Here is a 20,190-nt window from a genome sequence, read left to right on the forward strand (position 1 = left end):
CGGCGAAGGGTCGGGGCACGACGGCAGCTGGAATGCCGTGGGGAGCCGCCCTGCTCCGGGGCCTGAAAAGTTTTTTCCCAGATTTCCCATCCGTGAGTCGAGCGGCTCCGAAGACGACACAAGCCGCGGGAATCCGCGGATCGATTCTCTGAGGAGGAACCATGTTCAAGACGAAGAAGACCCTCGGTACCGCGTTTGCTCTGACTGTGATTGGGGCGGCAACGCTGACGGGCTGTTCAATGGGCGCTGCAACGGATGAGGGCAGCGAAAGCAAGGCAGCGCCGCAGACGAGCGAAGAGGAGAGCATGCCGAGCACCTCGACGGACACGATGGATCCGGCAGCCAACCTTGTGGGCTCAGGCTGCAGTGCATACGCCGAGGCTGTACCGGATGGGGCTGGCTCGATTCAGGGCATGTCGCAGGATCCGGTCGCGGTCGCAGCGTCGAACAACCCGATGCTCACCACACTCGTCGCAGCCGTCAGCGGCAAGTTGAACCCGGACGTCAATCTGGTGGACACCCTCAACGGCTCCGAATTCACCGTGTTTGCTCCGGTCGATGATGCCTTTGGCAAGATCGATGCCGCGACCATTGACACGCTGAAGACCGACTCGGACCTGCTGACTAAAATCCTGACCTATCACGTGGTGGCTGGGCAGATTGAGCCAAGCGACGTCGCTGGCACACACGAAACCGTCGAAGGCGACGAGCTTGAGGTGACCGGTTCGGGTGACTCGCTCAAGGTCAACGGAGCAAATGTGATCTGTGGTGGCGTGCAAACTGCCAACGCTGTCGTATACCTCGTTGATGGGGTACTGATGCCCCCGGCTGACGAGCAGTAACCCCTCACCGCTCACATACGGTCACTCGTCTGCGCCTCCGCCGTCCCGAGGTGTGCACGGGTGGCCGTATGTTTGTGCGGGGCGGTATTCAGGCGCAGAAACAAATCAACCTCGGCTGAGCGCTAGTATCACTCAACCGAGGTCTAACCAGATCACCTAGGCGAGTAGGTGGTCGATGGCTGTGCTCAGTCTACCGCGGCGAGGCCCGGGAACGTGCCTGGCAGGGTGGGGTGGGCGCGCCGCTCGGGCGCTCGGAGTGCTGGCAACCGCACCGCCCACCAGCGTCGACGACTCCGACGCCACAGAGGTCACGCTACGGGCGATGACGTCAGAACTCAGAGAATTCGATGGGTCGCCACAGTGAACGTCCCCGAAATACGGAGCCGCTCACGGTTCGAGAAGTGAAATCTTGGGCTGAGCGAGGAACGCTCGGACTGCGAAACTGAGGCTTACGGCTTGCTCTTGTTGGCGAGTGTCGGGGATTCCTCGCCAGTGAGACGGGCGCGGAGCCCCGAAGCGCGGAGGATGTCGCCCTCAAGGAAACGGATCTCCTCGACCGAAAGCGATCCTGACTTCTTTGCCTCTCCGATGAGCTCGAAGGCCGTCTGGATCTCGTCCTCCAGCCCGAGGGTCACGATGTCCTGGACCTCGATGGGGAGGCGCTGAAAACTTGCTGACGTCATGAGTGAGACTTTAGCGGCGTATTCGCAGTCTCGCCGAACTGACACGGCATTCCGCCGGGCATTTCCCTGATCTACCGCCCACTGCCCTGAAATCTGGCTGCAAGATTACCGCTTCGATGCTATTTTGTTACCTAATTCGAGGAGGTGATGTATCGATGCCAGCACGTGCTTGGGGAACCTGGCGTGGCTCTGGACAGACGCTGCTCGCTCTCGGTGCAGTTGTCACCTTCCTCATCCTCGGACTCGTCGGGATGCACCTGCACACGGACACGCCTGCTCCGCATCTCGTGCAGGGTGCAATGAACAGCGCCAGCGTCAGCGGATCCGACGCCAGCAGCACCCGCACATCTGGCACCGACGGCGTCGCGGCGCCAGCAGCCGGGCTCCCGGCACTCGCAGATCCAGCTGCTCACGCGATGGCCTCTGACCCCGACCTCGCTCGCCAGGGATCAATCAGCCTCGAACTCGTCACCGCCTGCATGCTCGCGCTCCTGATCACTCTGGTGTGTGCCGTGCGCCTGCTCCGCTTGCGTCGAAACCTTCCGCGCGCGCGTCAGGAACCCGAAATCTGGCGATTCGTGAGCGCGATCCCCACTCGCCGCCGCCCGCTCTACCTCCTCTTCTCCATCAGTCGGACCTGAGCGCGCTCGCGCTCTCCGCGAACCACGCTTCGCGGTCCATCTGGCGTACCCGTGGCCCCGCTCGATGAGTGAGCCGGCCCTCTGGTGCGCCCGCGATCTGACTGAATTGGAATTGAACTGTGAGCCACCAAAAGAACCCGCTGAAGAAGCCGCTCTACTTTGTCCCCGGCGTTGCCGCGCTTGCCATCGGAACGGCGTGCCTCGTGCCGTTTGTGCTCGGAGGGATGTGGTGACTGCCGGGTCCGCAAGGAACCCCGACCCTCGGTCGTATCCGAGTCGCAGAAGTGTACGCGCGGCAGATGTCTCTGTGCAGGCGGCCCCGGGCTTCGTGCTGACCCAGGCGCCACATTTCCGCCCGACCGAGATGCTGGAAGATTCGCCTCCACGGCGCCAGACCCTGCCCAACGACCTCCCGCTGCAGCGATCCCAGCGAGCGGTGCACCGCACGCTGGCCGTCGCTGCGGTTGCAGGCTGCGCGTGCGTGCTCGCCAGTGCGGGTCTTCTGCCCGCAGCTGGACCCGGCGAAGCAGCGGTCGCGGCCGCTGCGGATGCCGCGCCCCAGGAACTCTTGCTGAGCGGAGGCGGATCGGCGTTAGAGAGCGCATTGGCGCCAATCGACGCCGTGCTTGAGGCGACTCCGGAGAACCAGAAGGAACTGCTCGCCGCGGGAATCGATTTCCGCAGCCTTCCCGATGCGACCACTCGCTACCCCTTCGACAGCGAAGTTCCGCTCACTGATCCCTTTGGTGCCCGTGCAGCGCCGGTGGCCGGGTTCCACGATGCCCAGGACATGGACGCTGGCGCTGGAGCAGAGATCCGCATCGTGGCCGACGGTGTGATCTCCGAAGCGGGCGTTGCCGCTGACGGCTGTGGTTTTGCGTTGAAAGTGCAGCATCGGATCGATGGCACGAACGTCACCAGCCGCTACTGCCACATGCAGGACAGCTCCCACGACTGGCGAGTGGGCGACGCAGTGCAACAGGGTGATACGGCTGGCCGGGTAGGGAACACCGGAATGTCATTCGGCGCGCACCTCCACCTTGCGATGCGGCAGAACGACGTGCCGATCGATCCGTTGCCGTTCCTCGCTGCACACGCGAAGTAGCGGGGCTTCTGAGCCTCACCACGCCCGAGTTTTCCCGCACCCAGCTCCTCCACACCCCTGCACTTCCGAGAGAAAGACGTGTTTCGCGTGCTTCCTGCAAATGTCGGTGCATCCGACAGCTCTGACCTGAGCGACCTGGTCCAGTTCGATCCGCTGAGTGCCTCCCCGCTCGCCTGGCTCGCTGTGGCCACCCTGGTCATGTACCTCATCGGTGCGATCACGCTCTGGGTGCAGGGAAAACGCTGGGGGATCGGATCGACGCTGTCGTTCGTCGCTGGCTGCACGCTCTGGTTCGCCGCTACGGGGCTGAGCCTCAACGCGTACGCTGGCGAACTTGTCTCCGTGCTCTTGTTCCAGCACATTACGCTGATGGTCGCCGTGCCTCCGCTGCTCCTCATGGGCGCACCGGGCCGGCTCCTGCTGCGCGCTACGCCGCGGCAGGGGATCGGCCGTCCTGTACTGCGCGTGGCTCTCACTGGCCAGCGATCCCGGATCAGTTACGCGCTGCTCCACCCGGCGGTGGCGATTGTCGTTGCGGGCCTCGCGTTTCCAGCCCTGTACTTCACTGACGCGGTGAGCTGGATCCTGGCAGTGCCTGGCGGGCATCTGATCCTCCTCACCTTGCTCTTCGTGTCGGGCGTCATCGCGGCTGCACCGCTGTGGTCGCTCGATCAATTGCCCCGCACGCCGTCCTACGTTGTGCGCCTCATCGACGTGGTGATCGAGATCCAGATCCACGCGCTGTTTGGCCTCATTCTGCTGCGAGCCGGAGGCGCGTTGTTCAGCTGGTACTCAGATGAACCCGAAGAGTGGGGGATCACTCGCGCACTCGACCAGGCCATCGGCGGTGGCCTGGTGTGGTCCTACGGCGAACTCCCGCTGCTCATCGTGCTGATCGTCACCCTATCCAAGTGGCGCACGAGCGACCTTCGAGCTGCCCGGCATCGACAGCCTCAAGAAGACGCTGACCTCGATGAATACAACGCGTACCTTGCTGCCGTCGCTGCACGCGAGGGCCAGCCCCAGTTCCAATCCCAGCCCACCCCCGACAGGGAGACCCAGCCATGACCCATGATCCAGCCACTCGTCCCACTGCAACGCCAGAGCCTCGCAAGCGCCTCAGTACTTCGGCGAAGGCAGCCGTGATCACGATCCCGGCTGTGCTTGCACTGTTCCTCGTGCTGATTCTCGGGGCCGTGATCAGCCAGTCGAACTCGGAACCGAAGGCCCTTGGCGCGGGCGGACCCGCTGCACGCGTGCCGATGGTGACGGACGACTCGCACGTTCTTGACGACGCAGGACCTGATGCTCCGACGCTGGTTGAATTCCTCGACTTCGAGTGTGAGGCCTGCGGGGCACTGTATCCGGTCGTTGAGGGCATTCGGGACGACTATCAAGGCCGGGTCAACGTTGTGGTTCGCTACTTCCCGATCCCGGGGCACCTCAACTCTATGAACGCGGCCATCGCAGTCGAGGCCGCGGCACAGCAGGGCGAGTTCGAGGGCATGTACCGCCAGATGTTTGCGACGCAGACCGAGTGGGGAGAGCGGCAGGAGTCTGAGGCACCACGATTCCGTGGCTTCGCTGAAGAACTCGGGCTCGACATGGATCGCTTCGATGCTGCGGTCGCGGATCCGGCGACACAAGAACGGGTCGAGGCCGACTTCGCCGCCGGACAGGCCCTCGGAGTGCAAGGCACTCCGACCTTCTTCGTCGACGGCGAGCCGCTCGATCCCACACAGCTGTCAGACATCACCGATGCACTCGACCGGGCAATCGCGGCGCGGCAGTAGCGAGCACACCAGGAGTTCGGAACCGACTGCATACACTAGAGCACCATGACCACTCTCGTCTGGTTCCGCGATGACCTCCGGCTTGAGGACCACCCGGCGCTCGCCGCCGGGGCAGCCGATTCCGATGGAATCGTTGCGCTCTATGTGCTTGATGAAGTGTCCCCCGGTTCGCGGCCGCTTGGGGGAGCCGCCAAATGGTGGTTGCACGGCTCGTTGGCCAAGCTGGGAGATGCCTTGGCAGAGCGTGGTGTTCCGCTGATTCTGCGCCGGGGCGCGGCGCGCACCGTCGTGCGCGAGGTGGCTGCAGAGTCAGGGGCGAATCGGGTGCTGTGGAACCGGCGCTACAGTGCCGAACGGGCCACAGACGCCGCGTTAAAAGCTGAACTCCGCGAGGCCGGGATCGCCGCCCACTCCGCACTCGGCAACGTGTTGTTTGAGCCTGGGACGATTCTGAACGGACAGTCTGAGCCGTACCGGGTGTACTCGGCGTTTTGGAGAGCCTGTCTCCACGCCGCTGCTCCGGAGGCTCCGCTCCAGGCGCCGAAGGCAGTGCGCGCTGCCCCGCGCCAACCGGCGAGCGACGATCTCAGCAGCTGGGCGCTGCGGCCCGCATCGCCTGACTGGGCGACGGGGCTCGCAGAGCGGTGGGAACCGGGTGAGGCCGCAGCGATTGCCCAACTCGAACGGTTCCTTGGAGAGCGCGCAGCCGACTACGCACCGGGGCGCGATTTTCCTGCCAGTGAGACGGGATCGGAGCTTTCGCCGTACCTGCGCTGGGGCGAGCTCAGCCCGCGCACTGTGTGGCACCGCGCGCTCGCGGCGGGGAGCGACACTGGGATGTTCTTATCCGAGCTGGGGTGGCGTGAATTCGCGTGGCACACTCTCTTCCGTGCCCCGGATCTGCACACGCGTGGCTTGAACCGGCAATTTGACGCGTTCCCCTGGCGAGATTCTCCGGGCGAGGCGCTCACTGCTTGGCAGCTGGGCCGCACTGGCTTCCCACTCGTTGACGCGGGAATGCGCGAGCTCTGGGAAACCGGATTCATGCACAATCGTGTGCGAATGGTCACTGCCTCATTCCTCACGAAGAACCTGCTCATCGATTGGCGGGTCGGTGAGGCATGGTTCTGGGACACACTCGTCGATGCGGACGCCGCGAGCAACCCGTTCAACTGGCAGTGGGTGGCCGGGTGCGGCGCGGACGCTGCTCCGTATTTCAGGATATTCAACCCGCTCACGCAGCAGCAGAAGTTCGACCGAGGCGGCGAATACACCGACCACTGGGCCCCGGACAGTCTGCTCACCCCTGCGATTGTTGATCTGCGGGCGAGCCGGGTCGCCGCGCTGGCAGCGTACGATGCTGCGCGCGGATCGACACCTGGTACCGGGGTCTCCGCGGGCGAGCCCATCGAGCCCGGTTAGCTCAGTGATCGGAGCCCGCGCGCCACGATCCGGGTTGTTTCGGGTGAGGGGCTTTCCGCGAGCCAGCGCTTGCCCAGCGCGTGCGCCCAGTCTGGTCGTGTCCGAGCAGCATCGTTGATCCAGTTCGCTACTGAGTCCTGGACGTAGCGCTCAGGGTCGCTGCGCAGCGGTTCGAGGAGTGCTTCGCCCAGTTCAGGCTCGGACTTGAGCGCGCCGATGTGTGCAGCCCACACTCCACGCGGCCGGAGCGCCTCGCTCGCGAAGCGTCGCAGGTACGGCGAAGCCTCGGCAGTCCAGGGTGTGAGGCAACCGATCACGGTGTGCAGGTGGGTGATGAGGGCGGGCCTGATCCCCATCCACGCCCACTCGCGCACGGTAAAGCAGGCATCGTCCGCGAGCGGTCGGATCCGTGTGAGGAGCCGTGCCATTCTGGCTGCGGGGTCGAGATCCAGCGCCGCATCGCGCTCTGGCACCCGCTCGTCTGCCGCGCCGATGGCAAAGCACACCCACCCACGCGCCGTGTCTGATGGGTGGCTGCGCAGTGTTGCAAGCTGGCCCGGCTCGAGAAACGTGGTGAGTGCGTGCCCGATGGCGGTCATACGCTTGAGGATGCCGAGCTCATGTGCGGCGTCCACCGCGGCAGTGAGCTCTCGGCTCGCGTCTGGGATGACCGCTGCGAGGAGACGCCGGTGGTCGACCGCAAGCGCCTCAGTGAGGGTGCGCGCCTGCGCCGTTCCGGAGTTCAATGCGGCGAGGTGCTCCGGGGTGATGTCGCGGGTGCGACTGGCACCCCTTCCCTTAGTGTGCTGAGGCACTGGCGCTGGCACTGGCAGTGCTCGTGGTGAGGTTGCGCTGCAGGGTGCTGAGCGCGGTGAGCGCTGTGCTCGCCGTCGTTGCGTCGAGTCCGCGGGTGAGTTGTCCGAGCCACTCGCCGTAGACAGGGCGCAGCGCATCGATCGCCGCCCGGCCGGCATCGGTGATCGACACCGCAAGAGAGCGGCGGTCGCTCGCGTGTGCGTTGCGGGCCGCGAAGCCTTGCCGCACGAGTCCGTCGATGAGCCCGGTCACGGCAGCGCGTGAAACGTCGAGCTGCTCCGCGATCGTGGCTGGTGTGCTGCCAGGGGAGCCCGGTTCCGCGCCCTGTGAGACTGCGAGCAGTACCGCGAAGCGGGCCTCTGTGAGGTCGAATTCTGCGAGCCGAGCAGTGCAGTCACGGTCGATCATGGTGGCGGTGCGCAGCACCGCCATGACGAGGTGCGCGTGCTCGGTGTGGAGGCCCGTGTGCTCAAGCAGGAGCTCGTGTTTTGTAGCAAAGAGCGAGTTCATAACCACCATACTATCAAGAGGTTAATTAATTAATGAAGATGTCTGATCTGACGAGTCATTCTGGCGCAAACGCGCCCGTGCTCACCGGGGGAACAGTCGCTCAGAATCGCTCGTCTCGGAGCGCGGGGAGCACCACCTCGCGGACAAACGACGCGGACGAGAGCCCGAGTACCGTCCGCACTACTGCGACGACGTCATGCACGGGGATGAGGGAGCCGCCCTCTCGTGCTGCCGCGATATCACGGTCGACGTCGAGCGAATCCTCCGTGTTGAGAGAGCCGAGTTGGAGCGTGGTGACGGCGAGCTGCTGGGCCCGGTAGCCTTCGCGGAGCGCTTCGGCAATGCCATTGAGGGCGGTCTTGGACGCGCCAAACGCGACTTCGGGGCGGCCGTTGCCTGGCAGCGCAGAAGTGGATCCGGTGAGAATAACCCGCGGGCGCTTGCTCGCGAGCAAGCGAGGCATGAGGCGCTGCAATAGCAGAAGCGGTCCGGTCACGTTCGTCGCAATCAGATCGACGGTCACCGTGTCCTCCTGCGAGGTGAACTCGTACTCGGGGGTGAATGCGGAGGGTTCCCACACGCCGAGGTTGTAAATCACCGCGTCGAGTTCGGCCGGTGCCGCGGCAGATACGGTGTCTGCCGCGAGTGCCGGGTCACGGAAGTCTGCGGCGATCCAGTGCGTGAGATCGCCGCCGTGCGGGACTGAACGGGCCACACCAAACACTTCGTGACCGTCACGCTGAAGGCCGTCGAAGAGGGCGCGACCGAGCCCGGAACTGGCGCCGACAATGAGTGCTCGCATGCTCCGAAGTATCCCACGGAGGAACTGATGGGGTACCGAGACTGCGAGCGCCGCGCGGCTACCGGGCGAGACCTCGTGTGTACGCCAGGATGACGAGCTGCACTCGGTCGCGTGCCCCGAGTTTCGCAAGAATGTGGTTGATGTGGGATTTGATCGTGGGGAGCGAAAGCGTGAACTCCGCGCTGAGCTCCGCATTGGAGAGTCCTCGGGCGATCCCCATGAACACGTCGAGCTCGCGCGGCGAGAGGAGCGCGAGTGGATCCGGAGCCTCGGAGGCCTGCCCGGGCGAGCGGCTCGTGCCGCGTTGTGTTGGGGCCGAAGCGAAGGCCTCGATGAGGCGTCTGGTGGCGCGCGGCGCGAGAACTGATTCGCCGGCTGCGACGAGACGGATCGCCCCGGTGAGTTCTTCGGGCGTCGCACGTTTGGTGAGGAAACCGCTCGCGCCGGCCGTCAGGCTCCCGAAGGCGTACGCGTCGAGATCAAACGTGGTCAACACGAGCACCCGGGTGTCGGGTGTTCCCGAGACGATCTGTCTGGTCGCCTCGATCCCGCCGATTCCTGGCATTCGAACGTCCATGAGCACCACATCTGGGAGGAGTCGGCGTGCCTGCCGCACGGCATCTTCTCCGGTGGCAGCTTCACCCGCCACAGTGAGGTCGGGGGTCGAATCGATGAGCAGGGCATTGCCCTGCCTGATGAGGGCGTGGTCGTCAACGAGGAGGACGCTGATGCTCATGCCGCGCCTCGGATCCGGGGGAGGCGTGCGCTCGTGCGCCACCCGCTCGCAGTAGGGCCTGATTCAGCGGTGCCGCCGAGCGCCGCCGCGCGTTCGCGAATCCCGGTGATGCCATATCCGCGTGGGCTGGATGGTGCTGCCGTGGCGGGTATCAAGATGGCCCGATATCGAGGGTGCTCAGGGAATGCTCGGGGCGAGAGCCCGCGACCGTTGTCAGTCACGATGAGCGTCACGTCGTCGCTGGTGCCCTTCACGAGTACCGTGGCGCCGGTCGCGTCAGCGGCGTGGCGCAGGGTGTTGGTGAGTGCCTCCTGCACGATTCGGGATACGGCATGGCGCATGCGCGGATCCTCCGCGGGAGTGTGGGCGGTGGCGAGGCGGGTGGGATCCGGGCCAATGACGCACAACTCGACCGGAAGACCAGCGGAGCGGAACCGAGCGGCGAGCTCCTGAAGCGTCGGGAGCGTCGCACCGGAGGTGTGCAGCGCATCGTCGAGCTTCCGGTCTGCGCCGCGGAGTACGCCCAGTACGCCGTGCATCCGCTCGAGCGAGTCTCTGCCCACCTGCGCTATCGACGCAACCGCCGCGCGTGCCCGATCCGGGTGTGTCTCCCAGGCTGCCGTGGCACCACCGGCCAGGCTAATGACGACAGTGAGGGAGTGCGCCACTTCATCGTGCATCTCGGCCGCGATGCGGGTGCGTTCGGCGAGTGCAGCGCGCTCGATTCGCTCGTTCACGACTTCTGCAAGCCAGACCTCGCGCTCACGGCGCTGCCGCACCCAGAATCCGAGGAGGAGCGCGCCGATCGTGAACGGATCGATTCCAAATGCCGGCACCGAGCGCTCGCCGGCGAGCGAGTTCGGGACTGTCGCCACGGCCGTGATGATGATCGCCATGACGTACCCGGACGCTGCCCAACCCAGACCGCGCTCGGCTGCAAGGGTGAACACCGCGAGTGCTGCGACCGGAAACACCGGCGATGGTGGCCAGGAACTCACGAGCGGGCTCAGGGTGCACAGGGTGGCGACGACGAGGAGGACTGTCAGGGGCGCTCGCTTGCGGAACACCAGTGCGAGGCAGACGAGTGGGAGGCTCAGCGCACCCCACCAGCTCAGTTCTGCTTGGCTCAGGAGCATGGTGAGCGCGAGCGGCGTGCATGCGAGCAGGGCTGGCCATACGGCGACATGCACCGGGTGAGCGCGGAGCCAGGAGCGGAACCGTCGCGGCCGCACCTGGAGGTCCTCGACTCGGAGTCGGAGATCGCCTGTCTCGGTCACTCAGTGTCCCTCTCTGTGCTGCGCAGCTGTGCGCTGCGAGGGACGCACTCGCTGCCCTACGTCAGCGGGGTCCCTGCGTCTGCGCTCCTCTGAGTCTGACGCTAGTGTGCCGGACGAGGCGGAGATACCACCCCTGGGTTGATATGGGACTACGCTCCAGGAGCAGTGAGCGCGGCAGCAATCGCTGATTCAGCAGTGGGATGCGCGAACGCGAACCCTGACCGGGTGAGCACGTCTGGAGCGACGGACGCATCTGCGAGGAGGAGTGAGTCAGCTGCGTCGCGGCCCAGCACAGTGCGCAGCGCCCATGCTGGGGCAGGCACGATATATGGTCTGTGCAGACGCTGCGCGAGTTCGCGTCCAATTGTGCGGGCGCTCGCCGGCGTCGGTCCGCTGAGGTTGACGGGGCCTGTCACGGCTGTGTCAGTGCCCGCACGGTCTATCAGGTGATGGATTGCGCGCACCTCGTCCGTGAGGGAGATCCACGGCCAGATCTGGTCTCCTGAGCCGAGTGGCCCACTCACTCCGAGCTTCGTGAGAGCGATGAGCGGTTTCAACACTCCGGCGGGGTGCAGGAGCGACGCGGTGCGCAGCAGCGTCACCTGGGCAGCGGGTCCCGCCTCCCGTGCGGCACCCTCCCACTCCGCACAGAGCTCCGCCAGGAATGTCGATCCGGGCGCCGACGCCTCGGTGAGGAGTTCACCAGGCCGGTCGCCATAGAAGCCAACGGCCGAAGCCGAGAGGAATGCCGGGGCATCGGCGCCCAGATCGCGGATCGCGTCGGCCAGCGTGCGGGTCGGTGCGATCCGCGACGCGACGAGTTCGGAACGGTACGTGCGGGTCCACGGAAGCCGTCCGATGCTCGCGCCGCCCAGGTTCACGACAGCCCGCGCGCCTTGGAGTACGCCGGGGTCTAACGGTGCAGCACCTGGCGCCCATTCCACTTCGTCCGCGGCCTGTGGTGCGCGCCGCACGAGCCGGGTGACTCTGAGACCGTCTGCTCGGAGTGCGGCTCCGAGCGCACTTCCGATCAACCCTGATGACCCAGCCACGACAACCTTTTCGGGTGTGCCCATGCGCACACCTCCCTCCATTGGTTGCGCCCAGGCTATACGGTGTGCATGGGTGAAGCTCGGGCGTTGCAATCTGGGCGGGACTAGCGCCGGTGGGCCCGGCCTTTCCTGCCGGGAATTGACTCCTGCAGTCGCTCCTGAAGTTCAGCGGTGAGATCGGCGAAGTGCTGGTTACACGTCGCGATCTCCGTGTCGAGTGCGGCGTAGGTTGCGGCGCTCGGCGTGACCTCCACCTCGAGTGCACCATCCCGCACGCGATCCAGTTGCAGACCAATCCCTGCGACGTGCTGCAGGATGTCGGTGGTATCCGCGCTCGCCGCAAGGAACTCTACCCAGCGGCTCAGTGCGTCAGCCAGTGCGGCGCGCTCGGCCACAACAAGGTCCCGCAGTGCATGCAACTCCGCTGGCCAGGCCTCCTGGGGAAGCGTGGAATCAAGGCGCGGGATCGTACGCGCGACAATGATTCCTTTGGCGATCTCGCTCTCGTCATCGTCTGCCACGTCGTGCAGGATCTCAGTCAGCGCCAACCGAGTGACAGGCGCCCAGCGCCTCGCGTTGGAGCGGGCGACCATGCGATCGATGACGAGCACGGTCAGGAGAAATGAAACGAGACCTGCGGCTAAGCCGGAAAGGATCACGAGATCTTGCCACACCCCAGTTGCGATGTCGAGCCAGATGACCACGACGATGAGCACAATTGCGCCAATGATTCCGGCGATGTGCAGCGCGCGCTGCAGCGGCGACTCCCGAGTCATGTGCTCCCTCTGTGGATCCGTGGTGATGCTTCACACCATAGCCGAGCGCTGGACTCCCGCGACGGCGCGGGAGAGACTGGCAGTGATCGGTCGCGGGGAAATTGAGACCCGAGATCAGGAATACCCCCGCAGGGTATACGGTTGTGGGTGTCGATGCTCCAAGCGGGCGGAGAGGGGATCACCATGACGAATCCAGAGGCGCACGATACGCACACTGGCCACGATATGAGCGGTGCGCAGGCCGGTCACGGCCCAGCCACCGAGCATGTCGATCATGAGCGTGCCAATTCGCACGCTGGGCATGACATGGATGGGGGCCATGACGGCCACAGTATGAGCGGTCACGGCGGACACAGCGACCATGTCGCGCAGTTCCGGCGCCTGTTCTGGATCATGCTCCTGCTCGCGATCCCCACCTCCGCGCTGTCGGGGATGTTCGCGATGATCCTCGGCTATCAGCTCCCCGACGTGCCCGGCCTTGCCTGGATCTCTCCGATTCTCGGGACCGTGATGTACGTCTGGGGTGGACGTCCGTTCCTCGTTGGAGCGGTCGCAGAGCTCCGCGCCCGCAAGCCAGGAATGATGCTGCTCATTGGCCTCGCCATTACGGTGGCGTTCCTCGCTTCGTGGGGGTCAACACTCGGGCTCCTCGATCATCAACTTGATTTCTGGTGGGAGCTCGCCCTCCTGATCGTGATCATGTTGCTCGGACACTGGGTTGAGATGCGCTCGCTCGCGCAAACCACCTCAGCGCTCGATTCGCTCGCGGCGCTCTTACCCGACACGGCTGAGCGAGTGACGGGCGATGAGATCCTCGCGGTCTCGCCGTCTGAACTGCGCGTCGGAGATATCGTTGTGGTGCGACCGGGCGGCAGCGTCCCAGCTGACGGCCGAGTTGTCGATGGACGCGTCGCGATGGACGAGTCCATGGTGACAGGCGAGTCTCGCACGGTGACGCGCACGGTCGGCGACCGAGTGACCGCGGGCACGGTTGCGACCGACTCAGGGCTGCGCGTCGAAGTCACTGCGACGGGCGAAGATACAGCACTCGCCGGGATTCAGCGCCTCGTGAGCGAAGCGCAGAACTCGTCCTCGCGCGCTCAGCGACTCGCTGATACGGCTGCCGGGTGGCTGTTCTGGTTCGCGCTTGGCGCTGCGGTGCTTACCGCGATTGCCTGGACCCTGTTCGGTCTGCCCGATGAGGCTGTCGTGCGCACGATTACCGTACTGGTGATCGCCTGCCCTCACGCGCTCGGGCTCGCGATTCCGCTCGTCGTTTCGATCGCGACGGAACGTGCCGCTCGTGGCGGAGTGCTGGTGAAAGACCGACTGGCGCTTGAGAGCATGCGCGGCGTCGACGTCGTGCTGTTTGACAAGACAGGCACCCTCACCAGGGGCGAGCCGACGGTGGCGGAGATTGTGACCGTGGGGGAGTGGACGGAAGACGAGGTGCTCGCATTTGCCGCAGCTGCGGAGCACGACAGCGAACACCCGCTTGCACGAGCGATCGTGCGCGCGGCCGTGGAGCGCTCGTTGCGTATCGCGTCCGCGAGTGGGTTCTCATCGTCACCCGCCGTCGGCGTCACCGCAACGGTGGCTGGCGCCGTCGTGCGGGTCGGTGGTCCGCATCTGCTCACCGAGGAAGGCGCAGCGGAGCTTGCTGCCGTGGCTGCCTGGCGGGAACGGGGCGCGATCATCCTGCATGTGCTCCGCGACGGCGAAGTCATTGGTGCACTCTCGTTGAGCGACGAAATCCGACCGGAGTCTCGTGAGGCTGTCGCTGCGCTGCACCGTCTCGGTGTCACTGTCGTCATGATCACCGGCGATGCCGAGGCCGTGGCGCGCACGGTCGCGGCCGAGCTCGGCATCGATCGTGTCTTCGCTGGGGTTCGGCCAGAAGACAAAGCTGCGAAGGTGCACGAGCTGCAGCGCGATGGAAGCCGCGTCGCGATGGTCGGTGATGGTGTGAACGATGCCCCGGCACTGGCACAGGCCGATGTCGGGCTCGCGATCGGTGCGGGAACCGACGTGGCGATTGCCTCGGCCGGGGTGATCCTCGCGAGCGATGATCCGCGCTCCGTGCTCTCCGTGATTCAGCTCTCCCGCGCTGCGTACCGCAAGATGCAGCAGAATCTGTGGTGGGCCGCTGGGTACAACCTGATCTCAGTGCCGCTTGCTGCCGGCGTGCTTGCGCCGATTGGCTTCGTGCTGCCGATGTCGGTCGGCGCGGTGCTGATGTCACTGTCGACCGTCGTGGTGGCGCTCAATGCGCAGCTGCTACGTCGGCTCGATCTCCGGCCGGAGGTTGTGACGCGCGAAATCCTGGGTGAAGGGCCGAGTTCTCGCTAGCGTGAGTGGGAGGGATCTGGGTCGTGGCCGATGCGCCGCGGCCCCGGTCCTTCTGCCGCGAGACGGTCGCCCGGATTCAGCGCCCGGCAGGTGTTGAGTGACAGGCATCCGCAGCCGATACATCCGGTGAGCTCCTCCTCAAGCATCTCCAGTTCACGGCGCCTGGCCTCCAGCTTCTCGTGCCAGGATCCCGCGATTTTTCGCCAGTCGCTCTTGCCCGGCATGCGGTCGTGTGGGAGCTCCGTGAACACGGTGGCAACCTCGCTCAGTGGGACACCAAAGCGGCGCGATGCAAGGATGATTCCGATCCTGCGCAACACATACCGTGGGTAGCGGCGCTGGTTGCCTGCGGTGCGGATCGACGCAATCAGGCCTTCTGCTTCGTAATAGCGCACGGCGCTGGGCGCGATGCCGGAGCGGCGGGCGACCTCCCCGACTGTGAGGAGATCTTTCGGCGTGGCCACCATCGTGCTCCTTGACTTCAAGTTGACTTGAAGTTTTAGGGTAGCAGGCGTGAACCCAACAGACACTTCCCCAGCCCCCGTTCTCGCTTCGCAGACTCAGCCGGGCAGCTGGCGTGATCTGCTGAGCCCGGCACACGCACCTGTCGTTACGGTCCTTGCCAGCGGTGTTGGGCTCTACGCGATGAACCTCTATTTCACCGCAGCACTCCTGCCAACGGTCGTCGCTGATATTGGCGGCGCCCGGTACTACGCCTGGACAGCGACGGCCTATTTGATCACGGCTGTCATTGCGACGATGCTCGTCGGACGACTCCTCGCGCTCGCTGGATCGGCCAAGATGTACGCACTGGCGTTCAGCATCTTTGCGCTCGGCACATCGATCTGCGCCCTCAGCCCAGCTATGGAATACCTCGTCGGCGGGCGCGCGGTGCAGGGGTTCGGGGCCGGCATGCTTTCCGGGCTCGGCTACGCCGCGATTCGAAGCACGCTTCCTGAGCGTCTGTGGGTGAGAGCGACTGGGGTGATCTCCGCCATGTTCGGCGTGGGTGCGCTGCTCGGGCCTGTGCTGGGCGGAGGATTTGCCGAGCTGGGGCAGTGGCGCTTGGGCTTCGGCGTGCTCTCGGTGTGCGGGCTCCTGCTGATTCTGGTGGCCCTGCGCTCGCTGCCATCGGCTCCTGCGCGACTGTCTGAGCCAGCACCCATTCCTGTGCTCCCGATGGTGACGCTCGCCGCAGCCGCCGCCGCACTCAGTGTCAGTGCGATGCTCGCCGGGGTACTCATGTGGATCGCGATCGGGTCCGGCCTGTTGCTCCTCGCGCTGTTCCTGGTGTGTGACGCCAGGCACCCCCATGGAGTGCTGCCCCGGCTCACGTACACGCGGGGAAACCCGTTGAAGTGGGTCTACTTGACTGTTGCAGTGTTCTGCGCGGGGGTCATGTCCGAGAATTTCATTCCGCTGTTTGCGCAGCAGGTCGGGGGCGTCTCGCCAATGCTTGCGGGGATTATCGGGGCAGCGCTCTCGCTCGGCTGGGTCGGCACCCAGCTGTTCAGTGTGAATGCGAGCGGGAGTGCCGCGCGGAGGCTCGTGCGGCTCGCGCCGTGGCTCCTCACAGCGGGTCTTGCCGCGTATGGATTGTTGCAGATGGTGAATCCTGGCCCGTGGGTCGTTGTCGCGTGGGCGAGTGTGCTTTTCATTGCCGGGGGTGGAATCGGCCTGGCCTTCCCCCACCTCTCGGTCGCAGCGATGAGGAGCACTGCGGATGAGCGGGAGGGAGCCAAGGCTGCTGCCGCGGTGAGCACGACGCAGCTCATCGCGTTCACGCTGACCTCCGCGCTCGCGGGAAACCTCCTGCTGCTCGGCGCCGATCCGGTCGGGTCTGCCCGGTGGCTGATCCTGGGCATTGCCGCGCTCACGGTGTGCGGCATCGCTACGGCGATCGCAGCGACCCGGCCGCGCCGCTGAGTGCTGCCTGGCGCAGCACCTCCGTGATGAAGGCGGTGGATCGCTCAGCGAGTTGCTCACGGCGCGTTGCGACAAGTTCTTCTGCCGGGGGATCGAGCGGCGTGAGTGGTTGGAGCCGGTTGACCCTGGCGTTGCAATCGAGGTCGACGCAGAGGTAAGTGCCGATCGTGGACTGTGCGCCGCGGCGCGGGGTGGTGGGGGCCGTGAACAGTGCGACTTGCTCGAAACGCCGCGGGAGGCGACAGAATTCGCACATCACCGCTCGCCCCTGGGCCATGCGCGTGCGGGTCGTGGTGAGCATGATCCCAGTTGGAGTACCTGCCCGCTCGATGAACAGGTAGCCGCGCTGTGGGGCGCTCGGATCGCGCCAGCCCAGGTAGTCACGTTCACCGAGCGGGGGTCGGAGGGGGCGCCGGGGCATTCGAACAGTGCGGCGGGTGGCCGCGTCGACATTTCCGAGCGCGGAGCGGAGCGTGGTCAGTGAGTGCGCGTGCACAGTATTCCTTTCTGGAATTGGGGCGAAGAGGGTCGGAGCGGTCACGGCTAGCGAGGCGCAAAGCGGATTACTCGCTCCAATTTGTACAAGTGTACAGATTTGTGGGATAGGCTGCATGTATCACTGCGAAAAGAGGATTCATGGCCTATCTGCCCCGCGACGAGCGTCGCGTCGCGATCGTGGATGCCACGCTTCGGGTGATCCGCCGCGATGGCTTCGGGGCGGTGTCCGCGCGTGCGGTGGCGCAGGAGCTGGGGGGATCACCCGGCCTGATCCATCAGCACTTCCCGAGCGTTCAGGAGCTTGTGGCGACGGCGTGGCGGGGGTATGTCTCCGAGAATCTCGCGGAGTTTTCCGGTGCGATGCTGCACCGCGAGGTGGATCCGCTCGCCGAGTTTTTTGCGAACCATCTCGACCAGAGTCAGGGTGCTGAGCTCTGGATCTGGGCCGACGCCTGGGCTCACGCGCTGCGCAGTCCGGAGTTTGCCGCGGTGTTCGCCGAAACGCTCTCGCAGCTCACGGGCGCGCTGTGTGACGCGGCTCCCGAGGTGACTGAGGTCGGGGCGGAGCGGGCGGTGCTGCTCGGGGTAGCACTCGCCGGGGCGCAGCGGATTGCGCCAGAGCGGTACGGCGTGGAGCGGCTAGCGGCGATTATCGCGGAGTCTTCCCCCGGTGTGGTCAGCGGGTAGCGCTGCGCACGTCCCCGAGCGCAGCTTGTCCTCAGCTTGGACTGGAACGATACCGGGTATGGGTATTGCTGCTACGCCACTGCGCTCCGCTGTGACCGTGTCCGTCCTTGGTGCGGCGCTGCTGCTCTCAGCATGCGCGCCAACTGGGGAGGATGCTGGGGCTCGAGCCGGATCCGCCGCAGTGGCTCCGGGTTCTGTCGCAGAGAGTGTTGCGGGCACGTTGGCCACGCTCGCGAACCTCGGTCTCAATGCTGAGGACTCGACCGCACTCGCCGAGGGGTTGGATGCGCTGGCGGTCGCGGATCGTCCGGCTGAGCTGATGGCCACGATTATGCCGACCGAGGTGCGGATCCAGCCAGATCAGCCGGGTGAAATCATCGTACCGATCGCTGACGATCAGTTCTATCTATCGCTCGCACCGTACCGCACTCAGACGCACCCGTGCACGTTCCATGTGCCGACGTCTTGTCTCGGGGAGCTGCGCGGAGTCGATGCGCAGCTGCGAGTCACCGATGCGGCGACAGGCGACGTGGTTGTTGACCGTGCTGCGCGCACGGGGGACAACGGGTTCATGGGCGTGTGGCTGCCGCGAGATCGTGAGTTCGTTGTTGAGGTGACCGTGGCTGGGGACACGGGCACCCAGACCGTGCGCACCGGAGCCGAAGACCCCACGTGTCTGACCACGCTTCAGGTTTCGTAGCTTCAACGAATTTCGCACCTTTTCGTTGCTTGAGCGACTAAATTCGTTGTGATATGATCTTTGCACCACCGTAACCGCGTTTCTTGAGTGCTCACATTGAGCATTCCGCACATCGGTGAGTTGGAGTGATACCCGTGACCGCCCGAGGCCACACCCGTTCCGTTCTTCCCGTCCGTGAAGAGCTCAGATTCTTCCAAGCGCGTCCAATCCTGCGCCGCGTCGTTTTCGTCGCGGGGTATGAGGGCCTCAGTATCGTGTGTACGGTCGTGGTGCTCAGTGCGCTGCTCGGTCACGGAGGAAGTGAATCAACGCTGACCGCAATCCTGGTATCGACGACAGCGACGGTGTGGAACTATGCGTGGAACACGATGTTCGAGGCATTCGAGCGTCGCCGCGGACTTACCGGGCGCGGTGTGCGAGTGCGCGCGCTCCACGCGGTCGGGTACGAGGGCGGTGTGCTGCTGTTCACCATTCCGCTCGTGGCCCTGATGCTGGGCATCACGGTGTTCGAAGCCCTCGTGATTGAGGGTGGCTTGCTCGTGTTCTTCTTGGTATTCACAGTCGTGTATACCTGGGTGTTCGACCGCGCATTCGGGTTGCCAGCCTCTGCGAAGTGAGGTCAGCTTCGCCGCGGTGGGCTCAGTATGCGCTGAGCTCACCCGAAGTGACGCGGCTCGGGCGTTCGCCCATGCTGCAGGCCCGAGCCGATTCCTTGCAACGCGTGGCGCGCTAGTGCGCCCCCTGAATTCTGGCGAAGGTGTCGCGGATCCCCGCCTCGTTCCACGACCAGATGTCGTCCCCGCGCAGCACGACGTCTGCCCCGCCGTCGCAGTAGATCGTCTGCCCGCAGCAGTGAGTGTTCTCGACAGACGTGAGCCAGATCAGCAGATTCGCGATACTCTCCGGCGCCTGGTGGGAATTCAGTGGCATGGGGACCACCGAATCGACCAGTTTCCGGCCGTCCTCGCTCGCAAGAAGCTCCTGGGTCATTGGCGTGATCACGGTACCGGGGCCAACCGCATTGAGCGGGATTCCCGCCCCTGCCCACAATGCCTTCGGGGCTTCGCGGCGGACCCAGCGAGACACCGCCTGCTTCGACGAGGAGTAGATGAGGTTTCCTGTCTGAGGATCGCCCGCGAGTTGCTCGGCGATCGCGAGCGCCGCCTGTTCGTCGTCCTGCAACAGCGCTTCGACGAGCGGCGGTGCAACGGGCTGGAGCGATGCCATTGAAGAGATGAGCGCCACGCGAGGCGCCGGGGACGTTGTGAGCGCTGGCTGCATGGCCTCGAGAAACTCCGTCATACCAAAGTAATTCACCGCGGCGGTGACGGGCTTCGGAATCGACAGTCCAGCGCAGGCAATGACTGCGTCCACGGTGCCGTTTGCGAGGCGTGTGGCCTCAGCGGCAGCGGTGAGGCGTCCCTCGCGGTGAGAGAGGTCTCCTGAGACCTCGACGCCGGCGAGGTCCACTCCGATGACAGTGTTGCCGGCAGCGCGGAGGATTTGCGTGGTGGTCTTGCCGATGCCGGATGCTGCGCCGGTGACAACGTAGGTGCGTGACATGGTGGATATTCC

At 65.2% G+C, this 20,190-nt stretch carries 22 protein-coding genes; 11 read left to right on the top strand and 11 right to left on the bottom strand.

Annotation, left to right across the window (positions count from 1 at the left end; translation table 11 throughout):
- Window positions 1-161: 161 nt before the first annotated feature.
- Window positions 162-842, top strand: a complete 681-nt coding sequence (locus K1X41_RS12320) for a fasciclin domain-containing protein (protein ID WP_220174745.1) — start codon at window positions 162-164, stop codon at window positions 840-842.
- A 449-nt stretch (window positions 843-1,291) separates the two neighbouring features.
- Here the strand turns inward: K1X41_RS12320 and K1X41_RS12325 are convergent, their stop codons facing one another.
- Window positions 1,292-1,525: a hypothetical protein gene (locus tag K1X41_RS12325; RefSeq protein WP_132201859.1), complete on the bottom strand. Its 234-nt coding sequence runs from the start codon at window positions 1,523-1,525 to the stop codon at window positions 1,292-1,294.
- Between the two features lie 155 nt (window positions 1,526-1,680).
- Here K1X41_RS12325 and K1X41_RS12330 point away from each other — a divergent pair, with 155 nt between their 5' ends.
- The 5 genes from K1X41_RS12330 to K1X41_RS12350 all read left to right on the top strand — a co-directional run bounded on the left by K1X41_RS12330 (window position 1,681) and on the right by K1X41_RS12350 (window position 6,486).
- Window positions 1,681-2,166, top strand: a complete 486-nt coding sequence (locus K1X41_RS12330; protein ID WP_132201861.1) for a hypothetical protein — start codon at window positions 1,681-1,683, stop codon at window positions 2,164-2,166.
- A 307-nt stretch (window positions 2,167-2,473) separates the two neighbouring features.
- A complete protein-coding gene (locus K1X41_RS12335; RefSeq protein WP_243735968.1) occupies window positions 2,474-3,271 on the top strand; it encodes a M23 family metallopeptidase in 798 nt (265 codons plus the stop codon).
- Window positions 3,272-3,358: 87 nt separating this feature from the next.
- Complete coding sequence (locus tag K1X41_RS12340; RefSeq protein ID WP_258566543.1) at window positions 3,359-4,339, top strand: cytochrome c oxidase assembly protein; 981 nt, start codon at window positions 3,359-3,361, stop codon at window positions 4,337-4,339.
- On the top strand, window positions 4,336-5,064 hold the full coding sequence (locus K1X41_RS12345; protein WP_132201863.1) for a DsbA family protein: 729 nt from the start codon (window positions 4,336-4,338) through the stop codon (window positions 5,062-5,064). The genes K1X41_RS12340 and K1X41_RS12345 overlap by 4 nt, the downstream gene beginning before the upstream one ends.
- A 45-nt stretch (window positions 5,065-5,109) precedes the next feature.
- Window positions 5,110-6,486, top strand: coding sequence for a cryptochrome/photolyase family protein (locus tag K1X41_RS12350; protein ID WP_220174746.1), 1,377 nt, complete (start codon window positions 5,110-5,112; stop codon window positions 6,484-6,486).
- Here the strand turns inward: K1X41_RS12350 and K1X41_RS12355 are convergent.
- The 7 genes from K1X41_RS12355 to K1X41_RS12385 form a co-directional block, all read right to left on the bottom strand.
- Window positions 6,483-7,301, bottom strand: a complete 819-nt coding sequence (locus tag K1X41_RS12355; RefSeq protein WP_220174747.1) for a DNA alkylation repair protein — start codon at window positions 7,299-7,301, stop codon at window positions 6,483-6,485. The two genes, K1X41_RS12350 and K1X41_RS12355, sit on opposite strands and share 4 nt — an antisense overlap.
- Window positions 7,285-7,812, bottom strand: coding sequence for a MarR family winged helix-turn-helix transcriptional regulator (locus tag K1X41_RS12360; protein ID WP_220174748.1), 528 nt, complete (start codon window positions 7,810-7,812; stop codon window positions 7,285-7,287). The genes K1X41_RS12355 and K1X41_RS12360 overlap by 17 nt, the downstream gene beginning before the upstream one ends.
- A gap of 100 nt (window positions 7,813-7,912) precedes the next feature.
- Window positions 7,913-8,614: an SDR family oxidoreductase gene (locus K1X41_RS12365; protein ID WP_220174749.1), complete on the bottom strand. Its 702-nt coding sequence runs from the start codon at window positions 8,612-8,614 to the stop codon at window positions 7,913-7,915.
- A 58-nt stretch (window positions 8,615-8,672) separates the two neighbouring features.
- Window positions 8,673-9,350 (bottom strand): response regulator, encoded by a 678-nt coding sequence (locus K1X41_RS12370; RefSeq protein ID WP_220174750.1) that lies wholly within the window; start codon window positions 9,348-9,350, stop codon window positions 8,673-8,675.
- Complete coding sequence (locus K1X41_RS12375; RefSeq protein ID WP_220174751.1) at window positions 9,347-10,627, bottom strand: sensor histidine kinase; 1,281 nt, start codon at window positions 10,625-10,627, stop codon at window positions 9,347-9,349. The genes K1X41_RS12370 and K1X41_RS12375 overlap by 4 nt, the downstream gene beginning before the upstream one ends.
- A gap of 149 nt (window positions 10,628-10,776) precedes the next feature.
- On the bottom strand, window positions 10,777-11,703 hold the full coding sequence (locus tag K1X41_RS12380) for a TIGR01777 family oxidoreductase (protein WP_132201877.1): 927 nt from the start codon (window positions 11,701-11,703) through the stop codon (window positions 10,777-10,779).
- A gap of 80 nt (window positions 11,704-11,783) precedes the next feature.
- A complete protein-coding gene (locus K1X41_RS12385; RefSeq protein ID WP_220174752.1) occupies window positions 11,784-12,455 on the bottom strand; it encodes a hypothetical protein in 672 nt (223 codons plus the stop codon).
- A gap of 183 nt (window positions 12,456-12,638) precedes the next feature.
- Between K1X41_RS12385 and K1X41_RS12390 the strand changes: the two genes are divergently transcribed.
- Window positions 12,639-14,804 (top strand): heavy metal translocating P-type ATPase, encoded by a 2,166-nt coding sequence (locus tag K1X41_RS12390; RefSeq protein WP_396426481.1) that lies wholly within the window; start codon window positions 12,639-12,641, stop codon window positions 14,802-14,804.
- Here K1X41_RS12390 and soxR read toward each other — a convergent pair.
- Window positions 14,801-15,271 carry a redox-sensitive transcriptional activator SoxR gene (soxR, locus tag K1X41_RS12395; RefSeq protein WP_132201881.1) on the bottom strand — a complete coding sequence of 157 codons (471 nt, stop codon included), beginning with the start codon at window positions 15,269-15,271 and terminating at the stop codon, window positions 14,801-14,803. The two genes, K1X41_RS12390 and soxR, sit on opposite strands and share 4 nt — an antisense overlap.
- Window positions 15,272-15,317: 46 nt before the next feature.
- Here soxR and K1X41_RS12400 point away from each other — a divergent pair, with 46 nt between their 5' ends.
- On the top strand, window positions 15,318-16,730 hold the full coding sequence (locus tag K1X41_RS12400) for an MFS transporter (protein ID WP_208107840.1): 1,413 nt from the start codon (window positions 15,318-15,320) through the stop codon (window positions 16,728-16,730).
- Here the strand turns inward: K1X41_RS12400 and K1X41_RS12405 are convergent.
- Window positions 16,696-17,226 (bottom strand): FBP domain-containing protein, encoded by a 531-nt coding sequence (locus K1X41_RS12405; RefSeq protein ID WP_166644226.1) that lies wholly within the window; start codon window positions 17,224-17,226, stop codon window positions 16,696-16,698. The two genes, K1X41_RS12400 and K1X41_RS12405, sit on opposite strands and share 35 nt — an antisense overlap.
- A 140-nt stretch (window positions 17,227-17,366) precedes the next feature.
- Here K1X41_RS12405 and K1X41_RS12410 point away from each other — a divergent pair, with 140 nt between their 5' ends.
- From K1X41_RS12410 to K1X41_RS12420, 3 genes are all read left to right on the top strand, one after another.
- Window positions 17,367-17,915, top strand: coding sequence for a TetR/AcrR family transcriptional regulator (locus K1X41_RS12410; RefSeq protein WP_220174753.1), 549 nt, complete (start codon window positions 17,367-17,369; stop codon window positions 17,913-17,915).
- Window positions 17,916-17,973: 58 nt separating this feature from the next.
- Window positions 17,974-18,615 carry a CueP family metal-binding protein gene (locus K1X41_RS12415; protein ID WP_220174754.1) on the top strand — a complete coding sequence of 214 codons (642 nt, stop codon included), beginning with the start codon at window positions 17,974-17,976 and terminating at the stop codon, window positions 18,613-18,615.
- 134 nt (window positions 18,616-18,749) lie between these two features.
- Entirely contained in the window at window positions 18,750-19,232 is a 483-nt protein-coding gene (locus K1X41_RS12420; RefSeq protein ID WP_165875552.1) for a PACE efflux transporter, read from the top strand.
- Between the two features lie 112 nt (window positions 19,233-19,344).
- Here K1X41_RS12420 and K1X41_RS12425 read toward each other — a convergent pair whose 3' ends face one another.
- Complete coding sequence (locus K1X41_RS12425; RefSeq protein WP_132201891.1) at window positions 19,345-20,178, bottom strand: SDR family oxidoreductase; 834 nt, start codon at window positions 20,176-20,178, stop codon at window positions 19,345-19,347.
- Window positions 20,179-20,190 lie beyond the last annotated feature (12 nt).

It is taken from the genome of Leucobacter luti (assembly GCF_019464495.1).
GTDB lineage: Bacteria > Actinomycetota > Actinomycetes > Actinomycetales > Microbacteriaceae > Leucobacter > Leucobacter luti_A.

What these genes read in the sequence shown, in the direction of transcription:
- K1X41_RS12425 (WP_132201891.1), bottom strand. Translation starts at nt 20,178, where the DNA reads ATGTCACGCACCTACGTTGTCACCGGCGCAGCATCCGGCATCGGCAAG.
- K1X41_RS12330 (WP_132201861.1), top strand. Translation starts at nt 1,681, where the DNA reads ATGCCAGCACGTGCTTGGGGAACCTGGCGTGGCTCTGGACAGACGCTG.
- K1X41_RS12390 (WP_396426481.1), top strand. Translation starts at nt 12,639, where the DNA reads ATGACGAATCCAGAGGCGCACGATACGCACACTGGCCACGATATGAGC.
- soxR (WP_132201881.1), bottom strand. Translation starts at nt 15,271, where the DNA reads ATGGTGGCCACGCCGAAAGATCTCCTCACAGTCGGGGAGGTCGCCCGC.
- K1X41_RS12380 (WP_132201877.1), bottom strand. Translation starts at nt 11,703, where the DNA reads ATGGGCACACCCGAAAAGGTTGTCGTGGCTGGGTCATCAGGGTTGATC.
- K1X41_RS12325 (WP_132201859.1), bottom strand. Translation starts at nt 1,525, where the DNA reads ATGACGTCAGCAAGTTTTCAGCGCCTCCCCATCGAGGTCCAGGACATC.
- K1X41_RS12370 (WP_220174750.1), bottom strand. Translation starts at nt 9,350, where the DNA reads ATGAGCATCAGCGTCCTCCTCGTTGACGACCACGCCCTCATCAGGCAG.
- K1X41_RS12415 (WP_220174754.1), top strand. Translation starts at nt 17,974, where the DNA reads ATGGGTATTGCTGCTACGCCACTGCGCTCCGCTGTGACCGTGTCCGTC.
- K1X41_RS12320 (WP_220174745.1), top strand. Translation starts at nt 162, where the DNA reads ATGTTCAAGACGAAGAAGACCCTCGGTACCGCGTTTGCTCTGACTGTG.
- K1X41_RS12410 (WP_220174753.1), top strand. Translation starts at nt 17,367, where the DNA reads ATGGCCTATCTGCCCCGCGACGAGCGTCGCGTCGCGATCGTGGATGCC.
- K1X41_RS12365 (WP_220174749.1), bottom strand. Translation starts at nt 8,614, where the DNA reads ATGCGAGCACTCATTGTCGGCGCCAGTTCCGGGCTCGGTCGCGCCCTC.
- K1X41_RS12360 (WP_220174748.1), bottom strand. Translation starts at nt 7,812, where the DNA reads ATGAACTCGCTCTTTGCTACAAAACACGAGCTCCTGCTTGAGCACACG.
- K1X41_RS12350 (WP_220174746.1), top strand. Translation starts at nt 5,110, where the DNA reads ATGACCACTCTCGTCTGGTTCCGCGATGACCTCCGGCTTGAGGACCAC.
- K1X41_RS12345 (WP_132201863.1), top strand. Translation starts at nt 4,336, where the DNA reads ATGACCCATGATCCAGCCACTCGTCCCACTGCAACGCCAGAGCCTCGC.
- K1X41_RS12385 (WP_220174752.1), bottom strand. Translation starts at nt 12,455, where the DNA reads ATGACTCGGGAGTCGCCGCTGCAGCGCGCGCTGCACATCGCCGGAATC.